Origin of the sequence: Roseixanthobacter liquoris (genome assembly GCF_043195135.2) — a bacterium.
Classification (GTDB): Bacteria; Pseudomonadota; Alphaproteobacteria; order Rhizobiales; family Xanthobacteraceae; genus NCEH01.
Genome location: NZ_CM195537.1, coordinates 90,476 through 115,883 on the forward strand (window position 1 = coordinate 90,476; position 25,408 = coordinate 115,883).

Annotated in this window: 22 protein-coding genes; 9 read left to right on the forward strand and 13 right to left on the reverse strand. The window is 68.7% G+C overall.

All coding sequences use genetic code 11. The features are described from left to right. Positions 1 to 10 precede the first annotated feature (10 nt). The 3 genes from V5F84_RS00440 to V5F84_RS00450 are packed head-to-tail and all read right to left on the reverse strand — an operon-like array spanning position 11 to position 2,661. Complete coding sequence (locus V5F84_RS00440; protein WP_394043048.1) at positions 11 to 733, reverse strand: ABC transporter ATP-binding protein; 723 nt, start codon at positions 731 to 733, stop codon at positions 11 to 13. Beyond that, positions 730 to 1,485, reverse strand: coding sequence for an ABC transporter ATP-binding protein (locus tag V5F84_RS00445; RefSeq protein ID WP_394043050.1), 756 nt, complete (start codon positions 1,483 to 1,485; stop codon positions 730 to 732). Before V5F84_RS00445 ends, V5F84_RS00440 begins: the two co-directional genes overlap by 4 nt. Positions 1,486 to 1,488: 3 nt before the next feature. Continuing rightward, positions 1,489 to 2,661 (reverse strand): ABC transporter substrate-binding protein, encoded by a 1,173-nt coding sequence (locus tag V5F84_RS00450; RefSeq protein ID WP_394043052.1) that lies wholly within the window; start codon positions 2,659 to 2,661, stop codon positions 1,489 to 1,491. A gap of 614 nt (positions 2,662 to 3,275) precedes the next feature. On the opposite strand from V5F84_RS00450, the gene V5F84_RS00455 reads away from it, so the two are divergent. The 3 genes from V5F84_RS00455 to V5F84_RS00465 are packed head-to-tail and all read left to right on the forward strand — an operon-like array spanning position 3,276 to position 7,098. Beyond that, on the forward strand, positions 3,276 to 4,280 hold the full coding sequence (locus V5F84_RS00455) for an asparaginase (protein WP_394043054.1): 1,005 nt from the start codon (positions 3,276 to 3,278) through the stop codon (positions 4,278 to 4,280). A gap of 29 nt (positions 4,281 to 4,309) precedes the next feature. Continuing rightward, positions 4,310 to 5,737 (forward strand): amidohydrolase family protein, encoded by a 1,428-nt coding sequence (locus tag V5F84_RS00460; protein ID WP_394043055.1) that lies wholly within the window; start codon positions 4,310 to 4,312, stop codon positions 5,735 to 5,737. 29 nt (positions 5,738 to 5,766) lie between these two features. Next, positions 5,767 to 7,098 (forward strand): CobW family GTP-binding protein, encoded by a 1,332-nt coding sequence (locus V5F84_RS00465; RefSeq protein WP_394043056.1) that lies wholly within the window; start codon positions 5,767 to 5,769, stop codon positions 7,096 to 7,098. 246 nt (positions 7,099 to 7,344) lie between these two features. Here V5F84_RS00465 and V5F84_RS00470 read toward each other — a convergent pair whose 3' ends face one another. Further along, entirely contained in the window at positions 7,345 to 8,775 is a 1,431-nt protein-coding gene (locus V5F84_RS00470; RefSeq protein WP_394043057.1) for an amidase, read from the reverse strand. A 211-nt stretch (positions 8,776 to 8,986) separates the two neighbouring features. Here V5F84_RS00470 and hydA point away from each other — a divergent pair, with 211 nt between their 5' ends. The 3 genes from hydA to V5F84_RS00485 are packed head-to-tail and all read left to right on the forward strand — an operon-like array spanning position 8,987 to position 12,526. Continuing rightward, a complete protein-coding gene (gene hydA, locus V5F84_RS00475) occupies positions 8,987 to 10,480 on the forward strand; it encodes a dihydropyrimidinase (protein WP_394043058.1) in 1,494 nt (497 codons plus the stop codon). Between the two features lie 4 nt (positions 10,481 to 10,484). Continuing rightward, entirely contained in the window at positions 10,485 to 11,150 is a 666-nt protein-coding gene (locus V5F84_RS00480; RefSeq protein WP_394043059.1) for an aspartate/glutamate racemase family protein, read from the forward strand. An 11-nt stretch (positions 11,151 to 11,161) separates the two neighbouring features. Next, a complete protein-coding gene (locus tag V5F84_RS00485; protein WP_394043060.1) occupies positions 11,162 to 12,526 on the forward strand; it encodes a hydantoinase/carbamoylase family amidase in 1,365 nt (454 codons plus the stop codon). 46 nt (positions 12,527 to 12,572) lie between these two features. On the opposite strand, the gene V5F84_RS00490 is transcribed toward V5F84_RS00485, so the two are convergent. Continuing rightward, positions 12,573 to 13,457, reverse strand: coding sequence for an alpha/beta fold hydrolase (locus V5F84_RS00490; RefSeq protein ID WP_394043061.1), 885 nt, complete (start codon positions 13,455 to 13,457; stop codon positions 12,573 to 12,575). A 379-nt stretch (positions 13,458 to 13,836) separates the two neighbouring features. Between V5F84_RS00490 and V5F84_RS00495 the strand changes: the two genes are divergently transcribed. From V5F84_RS00495 to arsC, 3 genes are all read left to right on the forward strand, one after another. Next, entirely contained in the window at positions 13,837 to 14,748 is a 912-nt protein-coding gene (locus V5F84_RS00495) for a metalloregulator ArsR/SmtB family transcription factor (protein WP_394043062.1), read from the forward strand. Positions 14,749 to 14,882: 134 nt separating this feature from the next. Next, positions 14,883 to 15,590 (forward strand): aquaporin, encoded by a 708-nt coding sequence (locus V5F84_RS00500; RefSeq protein ID WP_394043063.1) that lies wholly within the window; start codon positions 14,883 to 14,885, stop codon positions 15,588 to 15,590. Between the two features lie 103 nt (positions 15,591 to 15,693). Continuing rightward, complete coding sequence (arsC, locus tag V5F84_RS00505) at positions 15,694 to 16,128, forward strand: arsenate reductase (glutaredoxin) (RefSeq protein WP_394043064.1); 435 nt, start codon at positions 15,694 to 15,696, stop codon at positions 16,126 to 16,128. A gap of 115 nt (positions 16,129 to 16,243) precedes the next feature. Here the strand turns inward: arsC and V5F84_RS00510 are convergent, their stop codons facing one another. The 8 genes from V5F84_RS00510 to V5F84_RS00545 all read right to left on the reverse strand — a co-directional run bounded on the left by V5F84_RS00510 (position 16,244) and on the right by V5F84_RS00545 (position 25,344). Next, positions 16,244 to 17,026 (reverse strand): enoyl-CoA hydratase, encoded by a 783-nt coding sequence (locus V5F84_RS00510; RefSeq protein WP_394043065.1) that lies wholly within the window; start codon positions 17,024 to 17,026, stop codon positions 16,244 to 16,246. Then, entirely contained in the window at positions 17,019 to 18,212 is a 1,194-nt protein-coding gene (locus tag V5F84_RS00515; protein WP_394043066.1) for a CaiB/BaiF CoA transferase family protein, read from the reverse strand. Before V5F84_RS00515 ends, V5F84_RS00510 begins: the two co-directional genes overlap by 8 nt. A 232-nt stretch (positions 18,213 to 18,444) precedes the next feature. Continuing rightward, positions 18,445 to 19,245 (reverse strand): GntR family transcriptional regulator, encoded by an 801-nt coding sequence (locus V5F84_RS00520; protein WP_394043067.1) that lies wholly within the window; start codon positions 19,243 to 19,245, stop codon positions 18,445 to 18,447. Positions 19,246 to 19,324: 79 nt separating this feature from the next. Further along, positions 19,325 to 20,353 carry an Ldh family oxidoreductase gene (locus V5F84_RS00525; protein WP_394043068.1) on the reverse strand — a complete coding sequence of 343 codons (1,029 nt, stop codon included), beginning with the start codon at positions 20,351 to 20,353 and terminating at the stop codon, positions 19,325 to 19,327. 88 nt (positions 20,354 to 20,441) lie between these two features. Next, on the reverse strand, positions 20,442 to 21,956 hold the full coding sequence (locus V5F84_RS00530; protein ID WP_394043069.1) for an NAD-dependent succinate-semialdehyde dehydrogenase: 1,515 nt from the start codon (positions 21,954 to 21,956) through the stop codon (positions 20,442 to 20,444). 21 nt (positions 21,957 to 21,977) lie between these two features. Further along, the gene (locus V5F84_RS00535; protein WP_394043070.1) at positions 21,978 to 23,201 is read right to left on the reverse strand and encodes an iron-containing alcohol dehydrogenase; all 1,224 of its coding nucleotides are present in this window, start codon (positions 23,199 to 23,201) and stop codon (positions 21,978 to 21,980) included. A 104-nt stretch (positions 23,202 to 23,305) separates the two neighbouring features. Then, entirely contained in the window at positions 23,306 to 24,820 is a 1,515-nt protein-coding gene (locus tag V5F84_RS00540) for a tripartite tricarboxylate transporter permease (protein WP_394043071.1), read from the reverse strand. A gap of 26 nt (positions 24,821 to 24,846) precedes the next feature. Next, the gene (locus tag V5F84_RS00545; protein ID WP_394043072.1) at positions 24,847 to 25,344 is read right to left on the reverse strand and encodes a tripartite tricarboxylate transporter TctB family protein; all 498 of its coding nucleotides are present in this window, start codon (positions 25,342 to 25,344) and stop codon (positions 24,847 to 24,849) included. Positions 25,345 to 25,408 lie beyond the last annotated feature (64 nt).

Below are 25,408 nucleotides of genomic sequence, written 5' to 3' on the forward strand. Positions count from 1 at the left end.
CGACGCCGTCCTATGCGCTGCCGCCCAGGAACACGTCCTGCACGCTTTCCTTGCCGGCGATCTCCGCCGCCGGGCCGGCTTCGACCACGCGCCCGAGCTCCAGCAGATAGGCGAAGTGGGCGACCTTCAGCGACTGGCGCGCGTTCTGCTCCACCATCAGCACCGCGATGCCCATCGTGTTGATCTCTCGGGCCAGGGCAAACACGTCGCGCACCACGATGGGCGCGAGGCCGAGCGAGGGCTCGTCCATCAGCAGCAGGCGCGGGCTCGACACCAGCGCGCGGGCGATGGCCACCATCTGCTGCTCGCCGCCGCTGAGGGAACCCGCCAGCTGGTGGCGCCGCTCGGCGAGCCGGGGAAACCGCTCGAACATCTCGCCGATGCGGCGCTCGACCATGGCCTGGTCGCGAACCTCGAACGCCCCCATGCGGAGATTGTCGAGCACCGTCATGGTGTTCCACAATTGCCGCGCTTCCGGCACCCAGGCGATGCCGAGCTGGTGAATCTGGTGCGGCCGCAGGCGCAGCAGATCGCGGTGGCCGTCGAAGCGGATGCTGCCGCCGCGCGGCTTCAGCAGCCCCATGATCGTCTTGATGATGGTGGTCTTGCCGGCGCCGTTGGCGCCCAGGATGACCCGCAGTTCGCCCGGCTCGATCTCCAGCGATACGCCGTCGACCGCCGGGACGGAGCCGTAGGAGACGGCGAGCCCTTCGATTTTCAGAAGCGCGCTCAATCGTCCACCCCCAGATAGGCTTCGATCACCTTGGGATCGGCGCGGATCTCGGCGGGCAGGCCCTCGGCGATCTTCTGGCCGAAGCTGATCACCACGATGCGGTCGGAGGCGGACATGACGACGTTCATGTTGTGCTCGATCAGCAGCAGCGCGATGCCGCGTTCGCGCAAGCGATCGATCATCTCGATCACTGCGTGCGCCTCCCGCGCCACCATGCCGGCGGTCGGTTCGTCGAGGATCAGCAGCCGCGGCTGGAGCCCGAGCGCGCGCGCGATCTCCACCCGCCGCTGATCGCCATAGGGCAATTCCCCCGGCATGCGGAACCGGTTCGCGCCGACCCCGACCCAGTCCAGCAGCGCCTCCGCGCGCTCGACCATCACCCGGCGGTCCGTGCGGTCCCGCGACGTGTAGGCGAGCGCGTCGAACACGCCGGAGCGTGTGCCGGCCACCTGGCCGATCATCACGTTTTCCAGCGCATTGAGATGCCCGAACAGGCGGATGTTCTGGAACGTGCGGGCGATGCCCATGGCCGCCAGGCGATGCGGCGCGGCGCCCGTGATGTCCTTGCCATCGAGCACCACCGTGCCGAAATCCGGCTTGAGCACGCCGGTAATCAGGTTGAACAAGGTGGTCTTTCCGGCGCCGTTGGGGCCGACCACGGAGACCACCTCGCCGGCCCCCACCGAGAACGTCACGTCATTGACGGCGACCAGGCCGCCGAAGCGCCGCGTAAGCTGGCTGATCTCAAGCACGGCTCAGATCGCGGTATAGGTGCCGCGGCCGGTGATCTCGATCGCGACCACGTTTGGCGTATTGTTGTTGCCGCTCGGCGGATTGTGGAACGTCATGTGGGTGCCGAGCGGGGATACGAAATCCAGCTCCGCCAGCGCTTCCTGTAGCTTCGCCCGCGAGGGGGCGCCGGCCTTCTTCAGCGCTTCCGCGATGGTGGAAAGCGCATCCGCGCCATAGGTGGAGAAGGAGGTTGCTTCCTGGGAGAACTTCGCCTTGTACCGATCGATGAAGGTCTTCACCGAGGGCGTGGGCGAGGCGAGGTCCTGCGCGAGCCACGTGTAGCAGCCCTTGATCTCGCCGTGGGTGCCGTCCCAATAGACCGGATCCTGAAACGAGCCGAAGCCGGTCATCAGGGGCACGGTGAAGCCCGCCTCCCGGATCTGGGACGTGACCTTCACCCCGTCGCCGGTGGCGGCGGCGACGAAGATGGCGTCAGGCTTTTTGCTGCGGATGGTCGCGAGCTGGGCCGAGAAATCCTGGTCGCCGGCGCGGAACGCTTCGAATGCCACGACTTCGTAGCCCAACTCCTGCGCCAGCGCCTTGCAGGTCTGCGCGTCGCCCGCCTGTCCGTCCTGCGTCTGGTCGTAGATCACCCCCAGGCGCTTGAACGGCACCTTCCCATGCACCTTGCGCAGCAGCACCGGGATCGCCGTCTCGGAGACCGGATTCACCCGGTAGGACCAGATGTTCCATTGCTTGACCGGCGCGCCCGAGCCCGCGCCCACGAGCGGAATCTGCAGCTGTCCGGCGGCCGGGACCGAGGGCACATAGCCGACCGAGTTGGACGGGCCGATCACTGCGAGCACGTCCGCATTGGACGCCGCCTGGCGCAGCAGCGTGATCGCCTGCTGCGGATCGTTGGCCATGTCCTCGGTGGCGATTTCGATGCGGTAGGTCGTGCCGCCGAGGGTGAGGCCGGCGGCGTTGATGTCATCGGCGACGAGCTGCGCCCCATCCCGCGCGCGCCAGCCATAGGGCGAGGACGGCCCGGTGATCGCCTGAATGCTGCTCACCCGCAGGATCGCGGGCTGGGCCCGCCCGATGGTCGGGGGCATGGCCAACCCGAGGACGGTGCCGGCGGCGAGGCGGCCGAAGCCTCGCCGGCTGATGCGGAACGCAGTCTGATCGTTGGTCATGGGGATTCTCTAAACCTTCCGCTGCTTGCGGTTTGGCGACCTCCGGAGCGCGAATACAGGGCCGCATCTCGGCGATCCCTGCCCCACTCGCTCGGCTGATCTTATTTTGCACAGGGCGAGGTAAAATCGCAGCACAAATTGTAGACAGTTTACAATGAATTTTTGTGCAGCCGGGCTGATATCCATGCAGCGAGAGCGACGCACGGCCTGCGTTTTTTCGGGGGCAGACCGATTGCCCGGGCGAACACGCACGGCCAAGACATTCAAGCGTCTTTATATTCCGGATGCTTACCTCTGCCCGCAAGCCGGCGCATTCGACCGCATCGAAGACAGATCAGCCATGTAAACGCGGCCCGCAACGGAGCCCAGCCGCGCGGTGGCGGAGGCCTCCGGCCAGCTGCGTCGTCGTGCCGGACCGCGGCGGAAATCCGCCATTGTAAATTGTCAACAGTCGTCCTAACGTTTTTGCGCGCTCCTGGCGCGAGGGAGATCCGCCTTGCAGACGGCGGCCTTGCGGGCCGCGGAGCCGAACAGTCAGGACGACGCCTCGCCCCCGCCCGGTCTCGCTCGGCAGGCGGGCGGGCCATCACCCCATCAAGGACGGAAGCGGAAATATGACGTCTTCTCTTCCCCGGGTCGCCGTGATCGGGACCGGCGGCACGATTTCCTCGTGGGCCCAGTCCACCCTGGACACCATGGACTACCCGGAATTCGGCGAGAAACGGCCCGTCGGCGAGATCCTGGAGCAGGTGAAGGAAGCGCGGCTGGTGGCCGATCCCCTGCCCGTCCCCTTCCGCTCGGTGGGCAGCACGGCCATCGGCCCGGCGGACTGGGTGGCGCTTCGCGAACGGGTGCATGCGACCGCCGCGAGCGAGCCGGATCTCGCCGGCTTCGTCATCCTGCACGGAACCGCGACGCTGGAGGAGACCGCCTTCTTCCTGAACCTCACCCTCGCCATTCCCCAGACCGTCGTGCTGGTCGGCGCGCAGCGGCCGGCGAGCGCGCTCGGCAGCGATGCCGGCATCAATCTCGTCAATGCCTTGCGCGTGGCGGGCTCGCCCTTGGCCCGTGGGCTCGGCGTGCTGGTGGTGCTGAACGACGAGATCCACGCGGCGCGCGACGTGGTGAAGACCTCCACCTATCGCCAGCACACCTTCCGCTCGCTGGATTTCGGCGCGCTCGGCCATGTCGATGGGGACGGCATCCACATCTATCGCGCGCCCACGCCCGCCCATGCGCCCGACGGCGAGTTCTCGACGCTCGCGACCATCGTCCTGCCGCGCGTCGATATCCTGATGTCCTATGCCGGGGCGGACGCAACTTTCATCGACGCTGCGATCGCCGCGGGGGCGCGCGGGCTCGTGTCCGCCGGCCTCGCGCCGGGCCTCGTCACGCCGGCGGAACGCGTCGCCTACGAACGGGCGGTCGCGTCCGGCATCGTGGTCGTCCAATGCACCCGCGCCGCGAGCGGACGGGTGGGGCGGCGGCGCTATCTCCAGGAGGCGGGGATCATCGCGGGTGAGGATTTCAGCCCGCAGAAGGCCCGCATCCTGCTGTCCCTGGCGTTGGCGCGGACCGATGACCGCGCGGAGATCGCCGCCATCTTCGCCCGCTGCTGACACCGCCCCGCTGCTCCATGGGAAAACAGATGATCGATCTCGTGATCCGCGCCGATACGGTGATCACGCCGCACGGCGTCGGCGCCTATGACATCGCCGTCGCCGACGGCATCATCGTTGCGCTCCACGCGCCCGGCCCCCTGCCAGCGCCCGAGGGGGCACGGGTGATCGATGCGCGGGGCAAGATCGTGATGCCCGGCGGCATCGATCCCCACGTGCATTGCGCCTGGCCCATGCCGTTGCCGGACGGGCCGCCCAGCTTCACGGAGCCGCCGTCGGTGGTCAGCCGCGCGGCCCTGTTCGGCGGCACCACCACGCTCATCGATTTCGCGCGCTGGACCCATGGCACAACCATCCAGGGCACCATCGAGCGGCGCGACCAGGACTGGCGCGGCGCCTGCCATTGCGACTACGCCTATCACGTCATGGTGGAAGGCGACCTGCCGCCCGACATCCCCGGCCAGCTCGCGGAGACCATCCAGGCCGGCTATCCGACGATCAAGCTCTTCACCACGGACATCACCCCCAGCCGGCGCGGGCGGATGGTGGATTTCGGCGACATCTGGGAAGTCTTCCAGGTGCTTGCGGCCAATCGCGGCCTCGGCGTCATCCATGCCGAGGACAATGACATCGTCATGCACATGTATGGCAAGCTGATCCGCGAGGGGCGCACGGGGTTCGAGAATTTGGCGGAGGTGCACAACACGCTCTCCGAGGATCTCTCGTTCCGCCGCATCATCCGCCTCGCGGAAAGCGTGCCCGGCACCGCGCTCTACATGATGCATGTCAGCGCCGCCACCGGGGTCGCGGCGGTACGCGAGGCGCGGGCCAGGGGCCTGCCCATCTATGGCGAGACGCTGCACCAATACATGCTCTACAACAGCGCCGATTATCGCCGCCCCAACGGGCAGATCTACCACACCTACCCCTCGCTCAAATCGCCGGAGGATCAGGCCGCGCTGTGGGCCGGAACGCGCGACGGCACGATCCATGCGGTGGCGACGGACGAATTGTGCTGCAGCCTCGCGACCAAGGTCCAGGGCAGCCGCATCGACGACACCACCGGCGGGAATGCCGCGTGCGAGCCGCGGGTGGCGCTGATGTATACGGAAATGGTGGGGCGGCGGGGCTATGCCCTGACCCGGTTCGCCGATCTCGTCTCCACCAATGCCGCGAAGATCATGGGGCTCTACCCGCGCAAGGGCGCCATTGCCGTCGGGTCGGATGCCGACATCGTGGTGCTGGATCCGGCGCTGCGGCGGGTGATCCGCAACGAGGATCTTCACGAGACCGATTACTCGCCCTGGGAAGGGCACGCCGTGGATGCGTGGCCGAGCCTCACCCTCCTGCGGGGGAAGGTGATGGTGGAGGACGGCCGCTTTTATGGCGCGCCCACCGACGGGCAATGGCTGCACCGGCGGATCGCGGACGACATCCTCGCGGGGCCGGCCTTGTGACGCCGTCCGGCGGTGCCACGGCGGAGGACATGCGCGGCCTGATCGCCGAGTGCCTGATGCTCTGGGGGATCTGGGGGCGGTGCGCCGCGACGGGGGGCGGGCTGGAGGTCCGCACCGTGTCGGGCGTTCGGGTTCGCGTCCGGCAAGCCCTTGCCGCCGAACGGCCGGCGCGCTGGATGCTGGAGAGTCTGGAAGGCCCCGGCGCCGCGCGCCCGCCCCGCCCGGCGGCCTCGGTGGCGGGCCTCCTCGGAGCCTTGCGCAAGGCGCTGGGCGCAGGAAATGCCGGGCCGGCGCTGCGGGTCGGCCGGCCGGAGCCCGTGGGCGAGCCGGCCGCGCTCCCCGCCGCCGACGACGCGGGCGCACGCCGCCCTTCCGCCCCGCCGCCGGGCTTAACGCCGGTGCTGGTGGTGACCGGATTTCTGGGCAGCGGAAAAACCACCTTCATCCGCAAGGTGTTGAGCGACCCCCGCTTCGCCCGCGCGGCGGTGATCGTGAACGAGTTCGGGGAAATCGGGCTCGACCACGACATTTTGGCGAGCAGCAGCGATGCCCTGATCCGCCTCTCCACCGGCTGCCTGTGCTGCGCCGTGCGCAGCGATTTGATCGCGACCCTGCTGGACCTCGACGCCCGCCGCGCCCACGGGGAGATTGAGTTCGACCGCATCCTCATCGAGACCTCGGGCCTGGCGGACCCGGTGCCGATCCTCCAGGCGCTTATGAGCGACCCGGCGGTGGCCGCGCGCTTCAGCCTCGAAGGGGTGCTGACCCTGGTGGACGCGGTTCACGGCCGCTCCACCTTGGCCGACCATGTGGAAGCGCGCCGCCAGGTGGCGGTGGCGGACCGCCTCCTCGTCACGAAGACCGATCTCGCGCCCGCCCCCGCCGGCCTGCTGGATGATCTGAACGCCCTCAACCCTTCCGCCGACAGGGTTTCGCACCCGCAAGAGGCGGCAGAAGGGCTGCTGTGCGGCCTCGGCGCCGCCCGCGTCCGCCGGCCGGACAAGGGACTGGCCGATCGGGGCGCGCGCCATTCCGGCGGATATGACGGCATCGCCGTGACCCGCGCGGCGCCCATCCCCGCCGTCGCCCTGACGCTGTTTCTCCAGGCCCTGGCGGATCACGCGGGCAGCCGGCTGCTGCGGCTCAAGGGCTTGGCTCTCATCGCCGAAATGCCGGGGCGGCCGGCGCTGATCCATGGCGTGCAGCATGTGTTCGCGCCGCCGGAATGGCTCGATCGATGGCCGGACGGAGAGCGGCACACGCGCATGATGCTCATCGGCGCGTCTCTTCCCCCGCGCTGGCCGGGGCGGCTGCTGGAGGCGATCTGCGCGGATGTGCAGGCCGCCGGGGAAATATCCTGAATCCGAAATTCGGAAATTTTCTTGCGAAAGCTCCGGCGCGGCGGGACCGGGGGTGCTTTCTTCGACCGGCTCGCCTCAAACCCATGTAAAACAAGGGGCCGTCGGGAAATGTTTCACGTGAAACACTTGGCGCCTACGGAGGAATATGAGGTTTGAAAGCTCCTCCGCGCGACGAAACCGCAATTTCCGCGAATTTCAGCCAGATGCGCGACGATGAACGTCAGGATAGCCCGATTTTGCCCGCGCTCACCCGCAGGTCTCGTCGAGCCAGCGCGCCACCGCCGTGAGGCGGTAGTCGGTGTCCGCCGTGCCCATCACCTGGAGGCCGACCGGCATGCCGTCCACCGCCATGAGCGGCAGGGAGAAGGCCGGGCCGCCCACCATGGACCAGGGGCTGAGGAAGCTGCGGCTGCCGGTGGAGAGATGCGCGTTCGGCCGGTCCACGGTGCCGCTTTGGTCCACGCCATCGAACGGCGCGGGGCCGGAAGAGGCCAGGGTGATGAACCCATCCACCTGCTGCCCCACCCGCGCCACCTGGGCGCGGATGCGGTCGCGCTTGGCGAGCGCCTGGCGATAATCGCCGGGGGTCATGGCGAGGCCGCGATCCAGCCGGGCCTTGGCGGTGGCGCTGATGGCGTCGGGGCCGTTCGCGTCGAGATAGGCCACCAGGGGCCAGCGCAACTCGTAGACGAAGATCCGGTCGGAGACCTCGTCCGCTTCCAGCAGCAGGTCTTCCAGCGCGGCGATCCCATCGTCGCAATCGCGGTCCAGCAGGCCGACGCCGAGGGCCTCGATGCGATGGCACATCTGCGCCATGGCCTCCCGCGTCGCCTCGTCCAGCTGCGCCATGCCGAGGGTGTCCAGGCGCGCGAGGCGCAGCGGCTTCAGGGCGCGCGGCACCCCCGGCGCGCCGGAGAGGCCGGGATGGCCGTTATGGCCGCCGATGCGCGCGGAGATTTCCCAGGCGGTGCACCAGGCGTCGGCGAGGCTCGCGGCCATGGGGCCGATATGGTCCTGGCTCGGGGCGATGGGATGCATGCCGCCCACGTTCAGCGCCCCATGGGTGGGCTTGAAGCCGTAATTGGCATTGAACGAGGACGGGCGGATCAGCGAGCCGCCGGTCTGGTTGCCGAGCGCGACCGGCACCATCGCCGCCCCCACGGCCGCCCCGCACCCGCTGGAAGAGCCGCCGGCGGTGCGCCGCACGTCGAACGGATTGCGCGTGGGCGGGGATTTGCCCATGGCGAATTCCGGCACATGGGTCTTGCCGAGAAGCACCGCGCCCGCCTGCCGCAGCGCGTAGCTGCTCGCCGCGTCGAACCGCATCGGCGTGTCGTCATACACCGCGCTGTTCATCTTCGAGGGCATGCCGCGCACATGGATGGTGTCCTTGATGCCCATGGGACAGCCATCGAGGGGCGAAAGCGGCCGGTTCTGCGCATAGCGCTGCGTGGCCGCATCCGCCGCCGCGCGGGCGCCGGGCAGGTCGAGAAAGCAGAAGGCCTGGATGACGGGATCGAGCCGCTCGATGCGCTCCAGGCTCTCCTCAAGAAGGTGGCGCGGGGTGGAGCGCCCGGCGAGGAATTCGGCCCGCGCCGCGAGGAATGTGGGAAGCCGGCGATCGGGATCATAGCCACCGGGGGAAGCGCCCGCGTTGCGGACCGCGATCTTCGCCATGCCTCGTCCTCGCCCTCATCCTCCCCCGCCGCATGCGTGCGCCGGCGGGTGGGTTTCGTCCATAGTATGGACAAGTGTCAACAGTAGGCAATATGATCGGACCATGGCTTTCGCCTCGGCCGGGCGCGCGGCGTCCGCCGCCGCGCAGCGATGTCATCCGGCGAAGTCCTCCAGAGCCCGCACCCGACCCGCCCCCTCAGGACACGATCCCATGGCCGCCGCATTCGATCTCGTGGTCCGCAACGGCACGGTGGTGACCGAAGCGGGCCTCTCCCGCTGCGATGTCGGCATCGCGAACGGCATCATCACGGCGCTGGGGCTGGAACTGGGGCCCGGCGCGCGCGAGCTGGATGCGACGGCGCGTCTGGTCCTGCCCGGCGGCATCGATGCCCATTGCCACATCGAGCAGGTCTCCTCCTACGGCCTCATGGGGGCGGACGATTTCTTCGCGGCCTCCCGCGCCGCGGCGTTCGGCGGCACCACCACCATCGTGCCGTTCGCGGCCCAGCATCGCGGCCAGCGCCTGCCCGACGTGTTCGCCGATTATCACCGCCGCGCGCGGGAAAAATCGATCCTCGATTATTCCTTCCACGCCCTCATCAGCGATCCCACCGAGGACTTGCTGAACGATCACCTGCCGCGCCTGATCGCCGAGGGCATCACCTCCATCAAATTGTTCACGGCCTATGATCTCATCGCGGTGAGCGACGAACAGATCCTGGACCTGCTCAGCGTGTGCCGGGAGCATGGCGCCATGGCCATGGTGCATGCCGAGAACAACGGCATGATCAAATGGATGGCGAAGAAGCTGATCGCCGGCGGCTTCACCGCGCCCAAATACCACGCCATGAGCCATCCCCGCTTGGCCGAGGTCGAGGCGGTGCGGCGCTGCATCGCGCTGGCGACCCTGGCGGACGCGCCGCTGCTCATCGTCCATGTCTCCACGGTGGAAGCGCTCGCCGCCATCCGCGCCGCGCGGGCCGAGGGGCGGGCCATCTTCGGCGAAACCTGCCCGCAATATCTGCTGCTGAGCGCGGCCGATCTCGACCTGCCGGGCTATGAAGGGGCGAAATTCTGCTTCAGCCCGCCGCCGCGCGGCCCGGTGGAGCAGGAGGCGCTTTGGGCGGGGCTCGCGGACGGCACGCTGCAAATCTATTCCTCCGACCATGCCCCCTATCGCATGGACGAGACCGGCAAGTTCGCCCGCAGCGCGACCCCCACCTTCAAGGACATCGCCAACGGCATTCCGGGCATCGAGGTGCGCCTTCCCCTGCTGTTCTCGGAAGGGGTGAACGGCGGGCGGATCGACCTTCCCCGCTTCGTCGCGCTCAGCGCCACCAATGCGGCGAAACTCTACGGCCTGTTCCCCCGCAAGGGCACGATCGCGGTCGGCTCCGACGCGGATCTCGCGCTGTGGGACCCGGACCGCCGCGTCACCCTGCGCGCCGCCGACCTGCACGACACCGTGGGCTACACCCCGTTCGAAGGCCGGGAGGTGACGGGCTGGCCGACCACAATCGTGCGGCGCGGCGATGTGATCGTCGACGACGGCGTGCTCAACGCCGCGCCCGGCTCCGGCCGCTTCATTGCCCGCGCCGCCTCCGGCCGGGCCGCCGGCACGCCGCCACCGGTGCCGGAGACCGACACCGCGACGAATTTCGGCGCCGCTCTCTTTGCCGCACGCGCCCCGGCCGGGAGGGCCTGAGACCATGGCGGATGCAGCCGCGAACCGGATCCTGGTGATCAATCCCAACAGCAATGCCGCCGTCACGGCGGAGATCGCGGCGGCGGTCGGCGACCTTGCGTTCCCCGGCGGGCCGGCGATCCAATGCGTGACGCTCCACGAGGGGCCGCCCGGCGTCGAGACCCAAGGCGACGTGGAGCATGCGACGGGCCTCGTGCTCGACCATATCGGCCGCGAACCGGCGAGCGCCTATGTGATCGCCTGCTACAGCGACCCGGGCCTCATCGCCGCGCGCGAACTCACCGCGCGCCCGGTGCTCGGTATCGGCGAAGCGGGAACCTTCGCCGCCATGATGCGCGGCGACCGGTTCGGCGTGATCGCCATATTGGACGCCTCCGTGCGGCGCCAGCAGCGGCAGGCGCGCCTGCTCGGCGTGTCGCAGCGCTATGCCGGCAGCAAGGCGATCGGCCTCTCCGTCGCGGAACTCGCCGACCACGGGCGCACCCGCGAGCGCATGATCGCGGCCGGTGCCTTCCTGCGCGATACGCAGCAGGCGGACGTGCTCATCCTCGGCTGCGCCGGCATGGCGCGCCATCGCGCGGCGCTGGAAGACGCGCTCGGCCTTCCCGTCATCGAACCCTCGCGCGCCGCCACCGCCATGGCCCTCGCCCTGGCGCGGCTGGCGGAATGAGACCGCCTCCCATGACCTCGCACCTTAAGACCTCGCCGCAGACGACAGCGCGCCGCAAGACATCGCCCGCCCGGACCTCGCCGGCCGGATCGCGACCCGCGGCCGAGGCCCTGATCGCGGCAACCGACGCCCAGCTGGACCTCGCCACGCGGCTGTTCGAGGCCCTGCGAAACGGCAGCATCGACGCGCCGGGCATCACCCGCGACACCTATGGCGCCGGCGAGAATTTCGCCCATGGCCTGGTGCGCGACCATGCCCTGCGCCTCGGCCTCGATATTGCGACCGACGCCGCCGCCAACACCTATATGACCCTGCCGGGCCGCGACCGCGCCGCGCCCCGCATCCTCACCGGCTCGCATCTCGACAGCGTGCCGCACGGCGGCAATTTCGACGGCGCGGCCGGCGTGGTGGCCGGGCTGGTGGCGGTGGCGGCCCTGCGGACGCTCGGGCTCACGCCATCCTGCGACATCACCGTGATGGGGGTGCGGGCGGAAGAGAGCGTGTGGTTCGAGGTCTCCTATCTCGGCAGCCGCTCCGCGCTCGGCACGCTGCCGCCGGGCGCGCTCGACGCGCGGCGCATCGATACCGGCCGCACGCTGGCGGACCATCTGGAAGCATGCGGCGGCGATCCGGAACTGCTGCGCGCGGGACACCGGCATCTCGACCCGCGCGCGGTGCGCGCCTTTCTGGAAGTGCATATCGAACAGGCGCCGAGCCTCGTGGAAGCCGGCCTTCCGCTCGCCATATGCACCGCCATTCCGGGCAATTTCCGCTATCCCAATGCCCAGATCGCGGGCGAATACGCCCATGTGGGGCTGCCCCGCCGGTTTCGCCGCGATGCCGTCATGGCCGCCAGCGAATTCGCGACGGGGATGGATCGGCTCTGGGCGGCGCACGAGGCGGAGGGGCGGCCCATGGCCGTGACGCTCGGGCGCTTCCACACCGACCCAGCGAAGCACGGCCTGACCACGGTGCCCGGCGCCTTTCATTTCAGCCTCGACGTGCGCGCCTATGACGATGCGCAGCTCGCGGAGCTGGAGCGCGGCATGGGCGATATCATCGCCGACATCGAGCGGCGGCGCGGCGTGACCTTCCACATGGGGCCGCGGGCGAGCGCCGTGGTGGGCAAGATGGATGCCTCAATCCGCACGCGGCTCACCGAGGGCGCGCGGGCGCTGGGCATCCCGGCGATGAGCCTCGGCAGCCCCGCCTCGCACGATTCCGCCGCGTTCGCCGCCGCCGGCGTTCCCACCGCCATGATGTTCGTGCGCAACCAGAACGGCAGCCACAATCCGCACGAGGCCATGGACATGGAGGATTTCATGCGCGCCGCCAGCCTGCTCGCCTGGTGGCTCGCCGAAACCGCCTGCGCCTGAGCGCCCGTCGGGAAGGAGAGCCCGAAATCGGGCTCTCCGGGCGCGCTCAGTCCTTCATGCCGGTGATGGAGGCGCTCATGGCACGCGGGTCGCGGGTCGGCCAACGGCCGCAATCCACCTTGGTGAGGAAGTCGCCGACGAGGCGATTATATTCGTCGGGATCCTCCAGATTGATGGTGTGCCCGCAATTGGGCATCACCGCCAAGGCGGCCGAGGGAATGTGCTGCTTCATCAGCAGGCCGGGGGCAAGGCAGGGCCAATCCTCGTCGCCGGTGATCACCAGGGTGGGCACGGTCAGCCGCTTCATCTCCTCCACGAGGGTATAGAGCGAGGGGCGCTCGCGCTGCACGCCCAATTGGGTGTTGGCGGAGCCCAGGGCCGAATGCTCGGCCAGCATCTGCTTGAATTCGGCAAAGCCGCGCGGGTCCTTGTTCTCGAACTGAACGCGGGTGGGGCCATAGGCATATTTCTCGGCGAAGGCGGGCATGCCGGCGGAGGTGATGAAAGCGGCGATGGTGTCGGCCTCGGCCTGGAAGCGGGCGCGCTGCTCCACCTCCGCCCCATAGCCGCACCCGCCGACGCAGAGCGACAGCGCCAGCTGCGGATGGCGGAAGCCGAAATGCAGGGTGGCGAACCCGCCCATGGAGAGGCCGACCACATGGGCCTGCTTCTCCCCCGTGGCCGCGAGCACGGCGGCGATGTCGTCGGCGGCGCGGGCCTGGGAATAGGAGCTGGGGTTTTCCGGCACGTCGGAGGGCAGAAAGCCGCGCGCGGCGAAGGCGACGCAGCGATAGCGCTGGCCGAAATGGCGCATCTGCGGTTCCCAGCTGCGGATATCGCCGGCAAACTCATGGACGAAGATCACCAGCCGGCCGGTGCCGGTTTCCTCGTAATGCAGGCGCACTCCATCATCTGTCGTCGCGTAGGCCATGGTCATTCCCCGATTGGATTTGCGCACATCCTCTGCGGGACGCGCCCCGGCGCTGCGATGCGCGGCGGCGCGCGTCCGCTTGTCGCCCCGGCGGTTCGCGCGCCCGGCGCGGCCGGCCAGGCAGCCGAACGGCTTCAATCTGTATACTGTTTACAATTATCGGCAGCAAGGCGGCATCCGCCCTCGCACCGGGCGAGCACGGCCGCCCCGGGTGAATTTCGGCTGCCGCGCGAAAACCTCTCGACATTTCCATAGTTCTCGACATATTGCCGCGATGTGAGCGCGCTTCGCCGCTCCCGCCCCGGAAAGGCGCGCCCGCAACCGCCGCACGGGGGAGCCCACACGGGGGAAAGCGCCGCACGGGCGGGGGAAAGCGGCGATGCGGGACAAGGACCGGCGAGACGAGATGGACGCGACACGATTGCACGCGGAGGACGCGATCCGCATCTTCGATGCGCTGTCGCAATCGACGCGCCTGGAGACCTATCGCCTGCTGTTGCGCTATGCGCCCTATGGCCTGCCGGCGGGCGACATCGCGCGGCTGCTGGCGGTGCCGCACAACACCATGTCGTCGCACCTCTCCACACTGGAACGGGCGGATCTCGTGACCGCGCGCCGCGAGGGCCGCTCCATCATCTATGCCGCCGACACGCGCCAGAGCGCGCGCATCTTCTCGCGGCTCATCGAGGAGATGCGCAACGGCGCGCCCACGACGGATCGGGCGCCCGCGTTTCCGCAGGTGCGGCCATCGCCGGGGGATGCGCGGCCGTATAGCGTGCTGCTCGTCTGCTCCGGCAATGCGGCGCGCTCGGTGATCGCCGAGGCGGTCCTGAAGCGCGAGGGGCGCGGCCGGTTCCAGGCCTTCTCCGCCGGCAGCCGGCCGAAGGGAACGCCGCACCCCCTCGCCGTGGGCCTCCTGCAATCGCTCGGCTACGACATCGACGCGCTGCATTCCAAGAGCTGGAACGCGTTCGCCCAGGCCGACGCCCCGCCCATGGATTTCGTCATCACGGTGTGCGACGCCGCCGCCGGCGAGACATGCCCGGCCTGGCCGGGACATCCCCTGCGGGCCCATTGGGGTGTTCCCGACCCGACCCTGGTGCACGGCAGCGAGGCCGAGCAGCGCGCCGCGTTCCTCGACACCTATCGCCGGCTCGCCGCCCGCATCACCGCCTTCGTCAATCTTCCCATCGCGCGGCTGGACCTTGCGACGCTGAAGGAACGGCTCGCCGAAATCGGCACCATGGAAGGCGCCACGGACTTCACCCTGACCGGGCAGGCCGCCGCCTGAGGAGACACCATGAGCGCGGAAACGATTTTCACCGCCTTGTTCCTGTGCACGGACCCGGCGACACGGCCGAGCCCGACCAGGCGCGACGCCATCGGCAGATCGGGGAATGCGGGCGCGCCCGCGTGGGTGGCCTGATGTCCGCTTCCCCCCATCCCCTCGCGCGGCGCCTGTTCTCGGAAGCGCTGGGCACCGCCCTTCTGGTGGCCACGGTGGTCGGCTCCGGCATCATGGCCGACCGATTGTCCGGCGGAAACCTCGCCCTCGCCCTGCTGGGAAACACCCTTCCCACCGGCGCCATCCTGGTGGTGCTCATCACCATCCTCGGTCCCATCTCGGGGGCGCATTTCAACCCGGCGGTCAGCCTGGTGTTCGCCGCCCGCCGGGAAATGCCCTGGGGCGAGGTTGCGCCCTATGTCATCGCCCAATGCCTCGGCGGTATCGCCGGCACCGCCATCGCCCATCTCATGTTCGAGCTGACGCCGCTGGTGATCGGCCTCAAGGGCCGCAGCGGGCCGTCCCAATGGTTCGCGGAGGCGGTCGCCACCTTCACCCTCGTGCTCACCATCCTCGGCGGCGTGCGCCATGCGAGGGCGGCGGTGCCGTGGCTGGTGGGCCTCGTCATCACGGCGGCCTATTGGTTCACCGCCTCCACCAGCTTCGCGAACCCGGCGGTGACCCTGGCGCGCGGCTTGACGGCGACGTTCGCGGGCATCGCCATCGGCGATGTTCCCGGCTTCGTCATCGCCCAGCTGATCGGCGCGGCGGTGGGCGCCGGGGTCGCCGCCCTCCTGTTTCCGGCGGCCGAGCCCGCGCCGGCGGCCGTCGCCCAACCCGCGGAATAGGCCGACACCCGCGATCGAAAAGCCCCCGCGCACGCCGGCACCCGCCCGGCCCGCGATCCCGCCGCACAGGCGTTTTCAGCAGCAACCCGCCGGATGGATGGCCATGAGCGAAAAAATCCCAGTGACCCTTTGGCACAATCCCGCCTGCGGGACCTCGCGCAACACCTTGGCGATCATCCGCAATGCCGGGATCGAACCGACCATCGTGGACTATCTCACGACCCCGCCCACGCGCGCGGAACTGATCGCGGCCATTGCCGCGGCGGGCCTCGACGTGCGCGCGGCGATCCGGCAGAAGGGCACGCCCTATGCCGCGCTCGGGCTCGACGATCCCGCGCTCAGCGACGATCAGCTGATCGATGCCATGTTGCGGGACCCGATCCTCATCAATCGCCCGTTCGTCTTCACCCCCTGGGGCGTGCGCCTGTCGCGGCCGTCCGAGACCGTCCTCGACATTCTGCCGCTTCCGCAGAAGGGCCCGCTCGCCAAGGAGGACGGCGCGCCGCTGATCGACGCGCAGGGCCAGCGCGTGCGCTGAGGGGCCGCATCGTCCTCGACGCATCGCAGGACCGCGCGGACCGCGCGCTCCCCGCGTGCTGGAAACGGGGAAACGCGCGGCCTCTCCTGGTCGCGATGCGTTCGGCGGCCCCGCCTCAGGAGCCGGTCCAGTGGGGAACCGCCTTGGTGCGGGCGAGGAAGTCGCGCACGCCGAGGCGGAAGTCGTTGCTGCCATAGACCTCTTCGATCAGGGCATCGATGTTCGGCAGATTGCCGAACGCCATCTTGCGCAGGGTCGCCTTGGTGGCGCGCGTCGTCAGCGGGGCGTTCTCCGCGGCGCGGCGGCAGAGGCTCTCGATTTCCCCCTCCATGGCGTCCGGCTCGACCAGCCGCAGCAGGAACCCGCTCTCGACCAGTTCCTGGGCGGAGATGATCTCGCCCAGCAGCACCATGCGCTTGGCCTTGGCGACGCCGATCGCGCCGCCGATGCGCGCGACGCTCTGGGCGGAGAGGCAATTGCCCAGCGTGCGGCCGATGGGCGAGCCGAAGCGGGCGCTCGGCGTCGCGATGCGGAAGTCGCAGGCGGATGCGATGTTGAGCCCGCCGCCCACCGCCCAGCCGTCCACCACCGCGATGGTGGTGACGGGGATGGCATCGACGGCGCTCATGCATTCGTCGATCGTGTGCTCGTAGGCCTGTCCGTCGGCGCCGCTGGTGAATTTCGTGAAGCCGGAAATATCGGTCCCCGAAACGAACGCCTTGCCCCCCGATCCGCGCAGCACCGCGACCCGGATCGCGGGATCTTCGGCGATCGCCCGCGCCGCATCGCGCAGATCCAGCCACATCTGGCTGGTCAGGGCGTTATGCGCCTGGGGATTGTGAAACACGATGCGGGCGACGTCGCCCGTCTTTTCAAACTTGATGCACGGGCTACTCATCGCGCTCACTCCTGACATCCTGCGGGGCCAGCAGCCCCTTGCTGATGAGTTCCTGCCGGATTTCGTCCCCGTGCTCGCCGAGGAGCGGCGGAGGCAGGCGCACTTCCTGGGGCGTTGCGCTCAGCTTCACCGGGAAGCCGAGCGCACGAAACTCGCCTTCCACCGGGTGCGGCACCATCTGCACCATCTCGCGGGCGACCGCCTGCTCGCTGACCAGCGCCTCGCCATAATCGAGAATGTCCGCCGCGGGCACGCCGGCGGCCAGCATGGCGTCGATCCATTGCGCGCGGGTGCGGGTGAGGAAGGTGGGCGCCAGCGCCTCGATCAGCGCGATGCGGTTCGTGACCCGGGCCGCATTGGTCGAGAAGCGCGCGTCCTGCTGCAATTCCTCGCGGCCGAGCACCTTCAGGAAGGTGAGCCAAAGGCCCTGGTTGGCGGCGCCGATGACGAACCAGCCGTCGGACGCCTGGACCGCCTGGTAGGGGGCCGACATGCGGTTCGCCGAGCCGATCGGGGTGGGCGACTTGCCGGTGCCCCAAAGCTCGGTGGTTTCCCAGATCGACAGCGCGAGGGCGGCCTCGAACAGGGAGGCGTCGATATATTGCCCCTCCCCCGAGGTCTGCCGCCCGATCACCGCGCTGAGAATGGCATAGGCCGAGAACAGGCCGGCGCCGAGATCGGCCACCGCGATGGAGTTCTTCGCCGGCTCCATGCCGGGAAATCCGTTCGAGCTCAGCACCCCGGTGACCGCCTGGGCGATCAGGTCGAAGCCCGGACGCTGCGACCAGGGGCCGGTCTGCCCGAAGCCGGAGATGCTCGCATAGACCAGCCGCGGATTGAGCGGCCGCAGCGTGTCGTAATCCATGCCGAGGCGCGCCGCGACGCCGGGGCGGCCGTTCTCCACCAGCACGTCGGCGGACTTCACCAAGGCGTAGAGGACTTCCCGGTCGGCGGGCGACTTCAGGTCGAGCGTGATGCTGCGCTTGTTGCGGTTGAGCGCGAGGAAGCCCGGGCTGTCCGTGCCCTTCAGGCGAAAGCCCATGGAATGGCGCGTGGAATCGCCGGTGCCCGGCGGTTCGATCTTGATCACGTCCGCGCCCATGTCCGCCAGCAGCATGCAGCAGAAGGGACCGGCCATGACCTGCGTGATATCGAGCACACGTATGCCTGCAAGAGGCAGTGCCATCTTAAGTCCTCCCGTTCGTGTCTTTGTTCTTCGTTGCGCGGCGATGGGCTGATGCCCCATCGCCTGAATGGCGGGGTGGCGAGGCTTCGACCCGAGCGGCGACGGGCGGATCGCCCGTGGCGATCGCCCCTTCGCCGTCGTCGCCTCGAAACTATACTTTACTATATCATATAGGATTTTAGCGGCCAGCATTTTTCCTGTCAAACCCGGCGGGACGGCCGGGCGAAGGCACTCACACGGTGCGGCGCCCCCGGCGGGGACGGGGCGTGCGGGGCGGGGCTTCCGGCCCGCCCGGCTTTTCCCCGGCCGCGGCCACGCGTTCCTGCTCCGCGAACGCCTGATCCATGCGTTGCCGCGAGGCATGCAGATGCGCCCGCATCGCCGCTTCCGCCGCCACCGGATCGCGCGCCAGCAGGGCATCGATGATGGTTTCGTGCTCCTTCACCGCCTCGGACGGCGCGTTGGTCTTGAACAGGAAGCGGAAGATATGAAGGTGCACATGCAGCCCCTCGATGGTCTCCGCGATGAACCGGTTGCCGCTCGCGGTGGCCACCAGATGGTGAAGCTTCGCATCGCCCTCGGCGAATTGCGCATAGGCGAGATCATCCCCGGTCTGCGCCAGAGACATCTCGCCGGAGAGCTTGGCGAGCGCCCGCAGCGCGGTCTCGTCGCTCCGCTCGGCCGCAAAGGCGGCCGCCTGCGGCTCGACCAGGAGCCGCAGCTCGAAGAGATCGGCGATTTCCTCGCGGGTGAGCAGGCTCGCGGCCCGGAAGCCGACATTGGGGATCTTGTGCGCCAGCTTCTGCGCTTCCAGCAGCGTCAGCGCCTCGCGGATCGGGGTTTGCGAGATCTGCAACTTCCGCGCGAGCGCCTCGATCCCGATGTGCGCGCCGGGCGCGATCTTCATCGTCACCAGCATCGACAGCAATTGCTCGTAGGCGAGTTCCACCAGCGACTGGGGATACGCCGGGCGTGCGTCCTCCAGCGCCACGAGGCGCGCGAAGGATGGCAATTCCTGATTGTTGGTGGTCATTGTGAATCAACCCAGAACGCGTGATGCTATAAAATATATGATCTTATGGCCCGAACCAAGCCGGCCGGACGGACCGGCCCTATGCCGTGCCAGCCCGCGGCGCCGGATCGGGGCCTTCCCCGGCCAAAGCGCGCATGTGGGCCCACACCGACGGAGCGACCGGAATATCCCGCCCCATGCGCGCCTTGCGCGTCTCGCCCGCCCGGTCGCCGGGGATGCGGACCGGATGGTCCGCGTCCGCCGGCACGCTGGTGCGCAGATCGTCGAGAAACTGCGAGACGAGCCCCGCCATGTGCGCCGCCGGCTCCATGATGATGAAGACGTCGCCCTTGTTGCAGGGGTGCGTCGAATCCAGCGTCCCCCGCACGTCGGGCCCGAGCGCGCAGGCCGCGAGGCTCGCCACGAGCACCTCGAAGGCGAGGCCCAGCCCATAGCCCTTCGCGCCGCCGAACGGGGCGATGGCGCCGGATTTCGCCGCGGTGGCGTCGGTGGTGGGATCGCCTTGCGCATCGAGCGCCCAGCCGAGGGGAATCGGCGCCCCGCGCGCCGCGTGGTCGTGGATCTTGCCCATGGCGACGATGCTGGTCGCCATGTCGAACACGAACGGGTGCGGCGTGGCGGGAACGCCGATGGCGATGGGATTGGTGCCCAGCATGGCCTTGCGCCCGCCCCAGGGATGGACCAGCGCCTCGCTGATCGTCAGCGCCAGCAGCACCTGACCCTTGCGCGCGATCTTCTCGGCATACCAGGCCAGCATGCCCAGATGGTCGCACCGGCGGATCGCCGCCATGGCGATGCCGGTCTCCTTGGCCCGCGCCGAGATGGCATCGAGCCCGTTGAGCGCGACCACCGGGCCGAGCCCCTGCATGCCGTCCACCTCCAGCAGCGCGGCGCCGCGCCAGCGGCCCTGTCCCTTGGCGCGCGGATCGACCACGCCATTGGCGATGCGCTCGAGAATGCGCGACAGCCGCAGCAGCCCGTGCGAGGGATAGCCGCGCAGTTCCGCCTCCACGAGGAGGCTCAGCTGCTGCTCGGCATGATCCGCCGGCACGCCGGCTCGGCCGAGCGCCGTCAGGCCGATATGCTCGATCTCGCTTAAGGACGGCATCTGACCTCCCGATCTGTGCGCCTCGGCGCCATCGCGCCCGGTTCGCCGGATGCCCGCGCCTGGGCGGGGCATCCGGCGCGACGGGGTGCTACCAGTTCACCGCGACATATTTGGCCTCGGTGAATTCGAGCAGGCCGTGATGGGCGCCCTCGCGGCCAAGCCCGCTCTGCTTGACGCCGCCGAACGGCGCCGCCGGATCGGAGACCAGCCCGCGATTGAGCGCCACCATGCCGTATTCGAGCCGCTCGGCCAGTTGCAGGCCGCGCTTCAGATCGCCCGTATAGACATAGGCGGCGAGGCCATATTCGGTGTCGTTGGCCATGCGGACGGCCTCCTCGACATCCTTGAACGGCACCACCGCCGCCACCGGGCCGAACACCTCCTCGCGCAGGATGGCCGCGTTCAGCGGCACGTCGGCCAGCACCGAGGGCGGATAGAAGAAGCCCGGGCCGACGCCGGCGGCGCAGCCGAGGCGCACGCTCGCGCCCTTGGCGAGCGCGTCGCCCACCAGCGTGTCGATCTTCTCGATCGCCGCCGGATTGATCATCGCCCCGCACTGGGTGGTGGTGTCGGTGCCCGCGCCGAGCTTCAGCGCCGCCATGCGCTCCACCAGCTTGTCCACGAAGGCCGGATAGATGCCCTCCTGCACATAGAAGCGGTTCGCGGCCGTGCAGGCCTCGCCGGCATTGCGCATCTTGGCGATCATCGCGCCGTCGAGCGCGGCTTCCAGGTCCGCATCGTCGAGCACCAGGAACGGGGCGTTGCCGCCGAGCTCCATGGACGAATTGATGACATTGTAGGACGCCTCGCGCAGCAGGATGCGGCCGACCTCGGTCGAGCCCGTGAACGAGAGCTTGCGCACGCGCGGATCGCGCAGGATGGCGCTGCACAGCGGGCCGGGATCGGAGGTGTTGACGATATTCACCACACCGGCCGGCACGCCGGCACGGCGCAGGATCTCGCCCACGGCGAGCGCGGTCAGCGGGGTTTCCTCCGCCGGCTTGAGGATGCAGGTGCAGCCGGCGGCGAGGGCCGGCGCGATCTTGCGCGTCGCCATCGCCGCGGGGAAATTCCACGGCGTGATCAGAAGCGAAATGCCGATCGGCTGATATTGCACGAGGATGCGATTGCCGCCGGCCGGCGCGATGGAGATGTCGCCGTTGATGCGCACCGCTTCTTCCGCGTACCAGCGGAAGAATTCCGCCGCGTACAGCACTTCCGAGCGGGCGTCGGGCAGCGCCTTGCCGTTCTCGAGCGAAATGATCTGGGCGAGGAAGTCCGCCTGCTCGATCATGGCCGTGAAACAGCGTTGCAGGATCACCGCGCGGGCACGCGGCGGGGTTGCCGCCCAGGCCGCCGCAGCGCGCGCCGCCGCATCGACCGCCGCAAGACCGTCGGCGACGGTGGCATCGGCGACGCTCGCGAGCACGCCGCCGGTCGAGGGGTTGAGAACCTCGATCTGCGCGCCGTTCGAACCGGCGACCCAGGCGTCGCCGATCAGCAGGTCGGTGGGAATGGCAAAGCCGCCCTTGCCCTCGAAGCCGGGCACGACATAGCCCGGTTCGGATGCGATCGGGCTGAGGCTCGCGGTGCTGGATGACATGGCAATAGATCCTGCTGGGTGTCAGAGATTGAGCAGCGCGGCGCGCTCGCCGCTGAAGGCCGCTTCGGTGATGTGAAGCATTGCGGCGAGGTCGAGCGGGCGCGGATTGTTCTTCACCAGCCGCTCGGCCTTGAGGGAGCCCGAGGCGACCTCATGCGCATGGCCGCCGGCGAGCCCGAGCGCGGCGAGCGAGCGCGGAATGCCGATGGTCGCGAACAATTCGGCAACCGCGTCGATGAACACCTGGGACAGCGCGTCCGTGCTCATTTCCCCATCGCCGAGGCCGACCGTGCGGGCCAGTTCCGCGAACGCGTCCGGGCAGGCCGAGCGGTTGTATTGCATGACGAACGGCAGCAGCGCGCCGACCCCGTCGCCATGGGCCGTGTGGGTGAGATTGCCCACCGGATATTGCAGGGCATGGGCCGCCGCCGTCCCGGCGGTGCCGAACGCGCACCCCGCCGCCAGCGAGGCGAGCATGAGGCCCTCGCGCGCCTCCATGTCGGCACCGTTGGCATGGGCCCGCGCCAGATAACGGAACACATTCACCACCGCCAGCTTGGCGAAATGGTCGGACAGGAGGTTCTTGCCGATGAACACATGCTTTTCGGTGAGCTGGGGCTCGGGCGGCCGGGCCATGCTGGTGAAGGCCTCCACCGCATGGGCGAGCGCATCGGCACCGGAACAGGCAGTGAGGCCGGGCGGGCAGGTGAGCGTCAATTCGGGATCGCACACCGCCATCCGGGGGATGATGTAGGGGCTGGCGACGCCGATCTTGGAGCCGCGCGCCTTGTCGAGCACCACCGCGACCGGCGTCACCTCCGAGCCGGTGCCGGAGGTGGTGGGCAAAGCGATCAGCGGCACCACCGGGCCGGGGACTGCGAACTCGCCGTAATATTTGCTCACCTCTCCGCCGTGGGTGATGAGCACCGACACGATCTTGGCGAGGTCCATGCAGCTGCCGCCACCGATGCCGATCACGAGATCGGGCCCGAAATCGCTGACCCGCGCCATGCAATCGGCGATGGATTCCAGCGGCAGGTCGGCGATGGTCTGGTCGTACACGCGGGTCTTCACGCCTGCGGCGTGGAGATCGGCCAGCAGGCTGGCGAATTCTTCGGTCTGCGCCAGGCGGGCGTCGGTGCACACCAGGGCGCGGCTGCCGATCCGCGCGGCGGCGGTGCCCATGACATGACGCTGGCCGCGCCCGAAGAGGATCGTTTGGGGGAGACGCAAGGCTCCGAACATGGCGCAATTCTCTCTCAAGATGCGACAGCACCCGGCCGTCGCGAGGGGTGACAGGTCCGCCCGCATCCGGGCGGTTCAATCCGCATGCGCGGCGCGCCCGGCCGCTAGGCCACGCCGCGCTTGACCCCGGTGTGGAACACGGCGGCAAACACGCGGGTGATGAGCGGAAGCAGCAGAAGGAAGATGCCGATGGTCATCATGGTGGCGACCAGCGGGGTCTCGAAGAAGATGCGCAGCGTGCCGCCGGACGAGAGCATGGATTGCCGGAACGCATCTTCCGCCTTGTCGCCCAGCACCACCGCGAGAACGAAGGGCGCGAGCGGATAGGACAATTTCTTGAAGACATAGCCCACCACGCCGAACACCAGGGCCAGCCAGATGTCGAAGACATGGTTCGCCACCGTATAGGCGCCGATGATGCAGATGATCGCGATCAGCGGGCCGACCACGGAGAACGGCGCGCGCAGGATGAAGGCGAACAGCGGCACGGTTGCCAGCACCAGGACCACCGCGATCAGATTGCCCGCATACATGGAGGCGATCAGGCCCCAGACGAAATCCGGCTGGCTGGTGAACAGCATGGGTCCGGGGGAGAGGCCCCAGATCATCAGCCCGCCCATCATCACGGCCGCGGTCGCGGAACCGGGAACGCCCAGCGCCAGCATGGGCAGAAGGGCGCACGAGCCGGCCGAATGATCGGCGGTCTCGGGCGAGATGATGCCCTCCGGCTCGCCCTTGCCGAAATTCCAGCCGCGCTTGGAGAACCGGCGCCCGAGCGCATAGCTCATGAACGAGGCCGCCGTGGGCCCGCCGGGCGTGATCCCCATCCAGCAGCCGATCAGCGCGCTGCGCAGGATGGTGACCCAATAGCGCGGCATCTCGGCGAGCGTGCGGAAGATCTCCCGCAGGCTGAGCTTCGCCTTCACGCCCTCGAACTTGTAGCCTTCGTCGATGGTCACCAGCAGTTCGCCGATGCCGAACAGGCCGATCACCACGATCAGGAACGAGATTCCGGCCGTCAGATCATTGAAGCCGAAGGTGAGGCGCCCTTCCCCGGAGATCGTGTCCATGCCGATGGTGCCGGCGGCAAGGCCGAGCATGATCGACACCAGCGTCTTGAAGGGCGACCCGCCGGCCATGCCGATGAAGCTGGCGAAGGCGAGGAAATAGACCGCGAAATATTCCGGCGAGCCGAAACGCAGGGCGAAATTCGCGACCCAGCCCGACATCAGGGTGATGACGAGGACGCCGATCAGCGCGCCGATGCCGGCCGAGGCGAAGGCGAGCGTGAGCGCGCGCACCGCCTGCCCCTGCTTGGCCATGGGATGGCCGTCGAAGGTGGTCGCCACCGAGGAGGGTTCGCCCGGAATATTGAAGAGAATAGAGGTGGTGGAACCGCCGAACAGGGCGCCCCAATACATGGAAGTCAGCAGGATGATCGCGGAAATGGGTTCCATGGTGAAGGTCAGCGGCATCAGCAGCGACACGCCATTGGGCGCGCCGAGGCCGGGAAGCACGCCGACCACGAGGCCCAGCAGCACGCCGAACACCATGATGAGGATGTGCTGGGACGTGAGGGCGATCGCGAACCCGTCCATCAATTGGCCAAAATTGCCCATGGCTCGTTTCCTCTTTTCTTTATTCTTCAATAAATGCCGAAGTATTCGAGGATCGGCCCTTTGAGCAGCGGCACCATGAACAGCTTTTCAAAGACGATGAAATTCGCCGCGACCACGACAACGGCGGTCAATAGGCTGGTGCTGGTGCGGAACCCCGCCGCCACGCGCATGGCGTAAAAGATGTAGAGCGCCATGCCGATATAGAGGCCGAGCCAGACCGAAATCACGGCCATGGCGATGATCGGCAGGAAGAAGAGCGCGACCGTCCGCAGCCGGTGCGCATCCATGAACGGCTCGTCGTCGTCGATCTCGCCGCCCGCGCTCGCCACCACCGGCGCGGCAGAGCGCTTCAGCAGCGCCTGAACCAGGGTTCCGAGGCTGCCGAACATGATGAGGCAGCCGATGCCGAAGGGAAAATATCCCGGCTCCGGCCCGCCGGCGTTCCAGGCGATGCCGTTTTCGAGCGAGCCGTAGCAGACCACCGCGCCGATCAGGCCGGTCGCTGCCGCGGTCACAATTTCCATTGTTTTCCAGGAGATCTTCATGTCAGGCAACTCCACGAGGAGGGGGCGCAAAGCCGATCGGACG

Coding starts and splice junctions, on each gene's coding strand:
- V5F84_RS00450 (WP_394043052.1), bottom strand. CDS start 2,661: ATGACCAACGATCAGACTGCGTTCCGCATCAGCCGGCGAGGCTTCGGC.
- V5F84_RS00455 (WP_394043054.1), top strand. CDS start 3,276: ATGACGTCTTCTCTTCCCCGGGTCGCCGTGATCGGGACCGGCGGCACG.
- V5F84_RS00460 (WP_394043055.1), top strand. CDS start 4,310: ATGATCGATCTCGTGATCCGCGCCGATACGGTGATCACGCCGCACGGC.
- V5F84_RS00465 (WP_394043056.1), top strand. CDS start 5,767: ATGCGCGGCCTGATCGCCGAGTGCCTGATGCTCTGGGGGATCTGGGGG.
- V5F84_RS00470 (WP_394043057.1), bottom strand. CDS start 8,775: ATGGCGAAGATCGCGGTCCGCAACGCGGGCGCTTCCCCCGGTGGCTAT.
- hydA (WP_394043058.1), top strand. CDS start 8,987: ATGGCCGCCGCATTCGATCTCGTGGTCCGCAACGGCACGGTGGTGACC.
- V5F84_RS00480 (WP_394043059.1), top strand. CDS start 10,485: ATGGCGGATGCAGCCGCGAACCGGATCCTGGTGATCAATCCCAACAGC.
- V5F84_RS00485 (WP_394043060.1), top strand. CDS start 11,162: ATGACCTCGCACCTTAAGACCTCGCCGCAGACGACAGCGCGCCGCAAG.
- V5F84_RS00490 (WP_394043061.1), bottom strand. CDS start 13,457: ATGGCCTACGCGACGACAGATGATGGAGTGCGCCTGCATTACGAGGAA.
- V5F84_RS00495 (WP_394043062.1), top strand. CDS start 13,837: ATGCGGGACAAGGACCGGCGAGACGAGATGGACGCGACACGATTGCAC.
- V5F84_RS00500 (WP_394043063.1), top strand. CDS start 14,883: ATGTCCGCTTCCCCCCATCCCCTCGCGCGGCGCCTGTTCTCGGAAGCG.
- arsC (WP_394043064.1), top strand. CDS start 15,694: ATGAGCGAAAAAATCCCAGTGACCCTTTGGCACAATCCCGCCTGCGGG.
- V5F84_RS00510 (WP_394043065.1), bottom strand. CDS start 17,026: ATGAGTAGCCCGTGCATCAAGTTTGAAAAGACGGGCGACGTCGCCCGC.
- V5F84_RS00515 (WP_394043066.1), bottom strand. CDS start 18,212: ATGGCACTGCCTCTTGCAGGCATACGTGTGCTCGATATCACGCAGGTC.
- V5F84_RS00520 (WP_394043067.1), bottom strand. CDS start 19,245: ATGACCACCAACAATCAGGAATTGCCATCCTTCGCGCGCCTCGTGGCG.
- V5F84_RS00525 (WP_394043068.1), bottom strand. CDS start 20,353: ATGCCGTCCTTAAGCGAGATCGAGCATATCGGCCTGACGGCGCTCGGC.
- V5F84_RS00530 (WP_394043069.1), bottom strand. CDS start 21,956: ATGTCATCCAGCACCGCGAGCCTCAGCCCGATCGCATCCGAACCGGGC.
- V5F84_RS00535 (WP_394043070.1), bottom strand. CDS start 23,201: ATGTTCGGAGCCTTGCGTCTCCCCCAAACGATCCTCTTCGGGCGCGGC.
- V5F84_RS00540 (WP_394043071.1), bottom strand. CDS start 24,820: ATGGGCAATTTTGGCCAATTGATGGACGGGTTCGCGATCGCCCTCACG.
- V5F84_RS00545 (WP_394043072.1), bottom strand. CDS start 25,344: ATGGAAATTGTGACCGCGGCAGCGACCGGCCTGATCGGCGCGGTGGTC.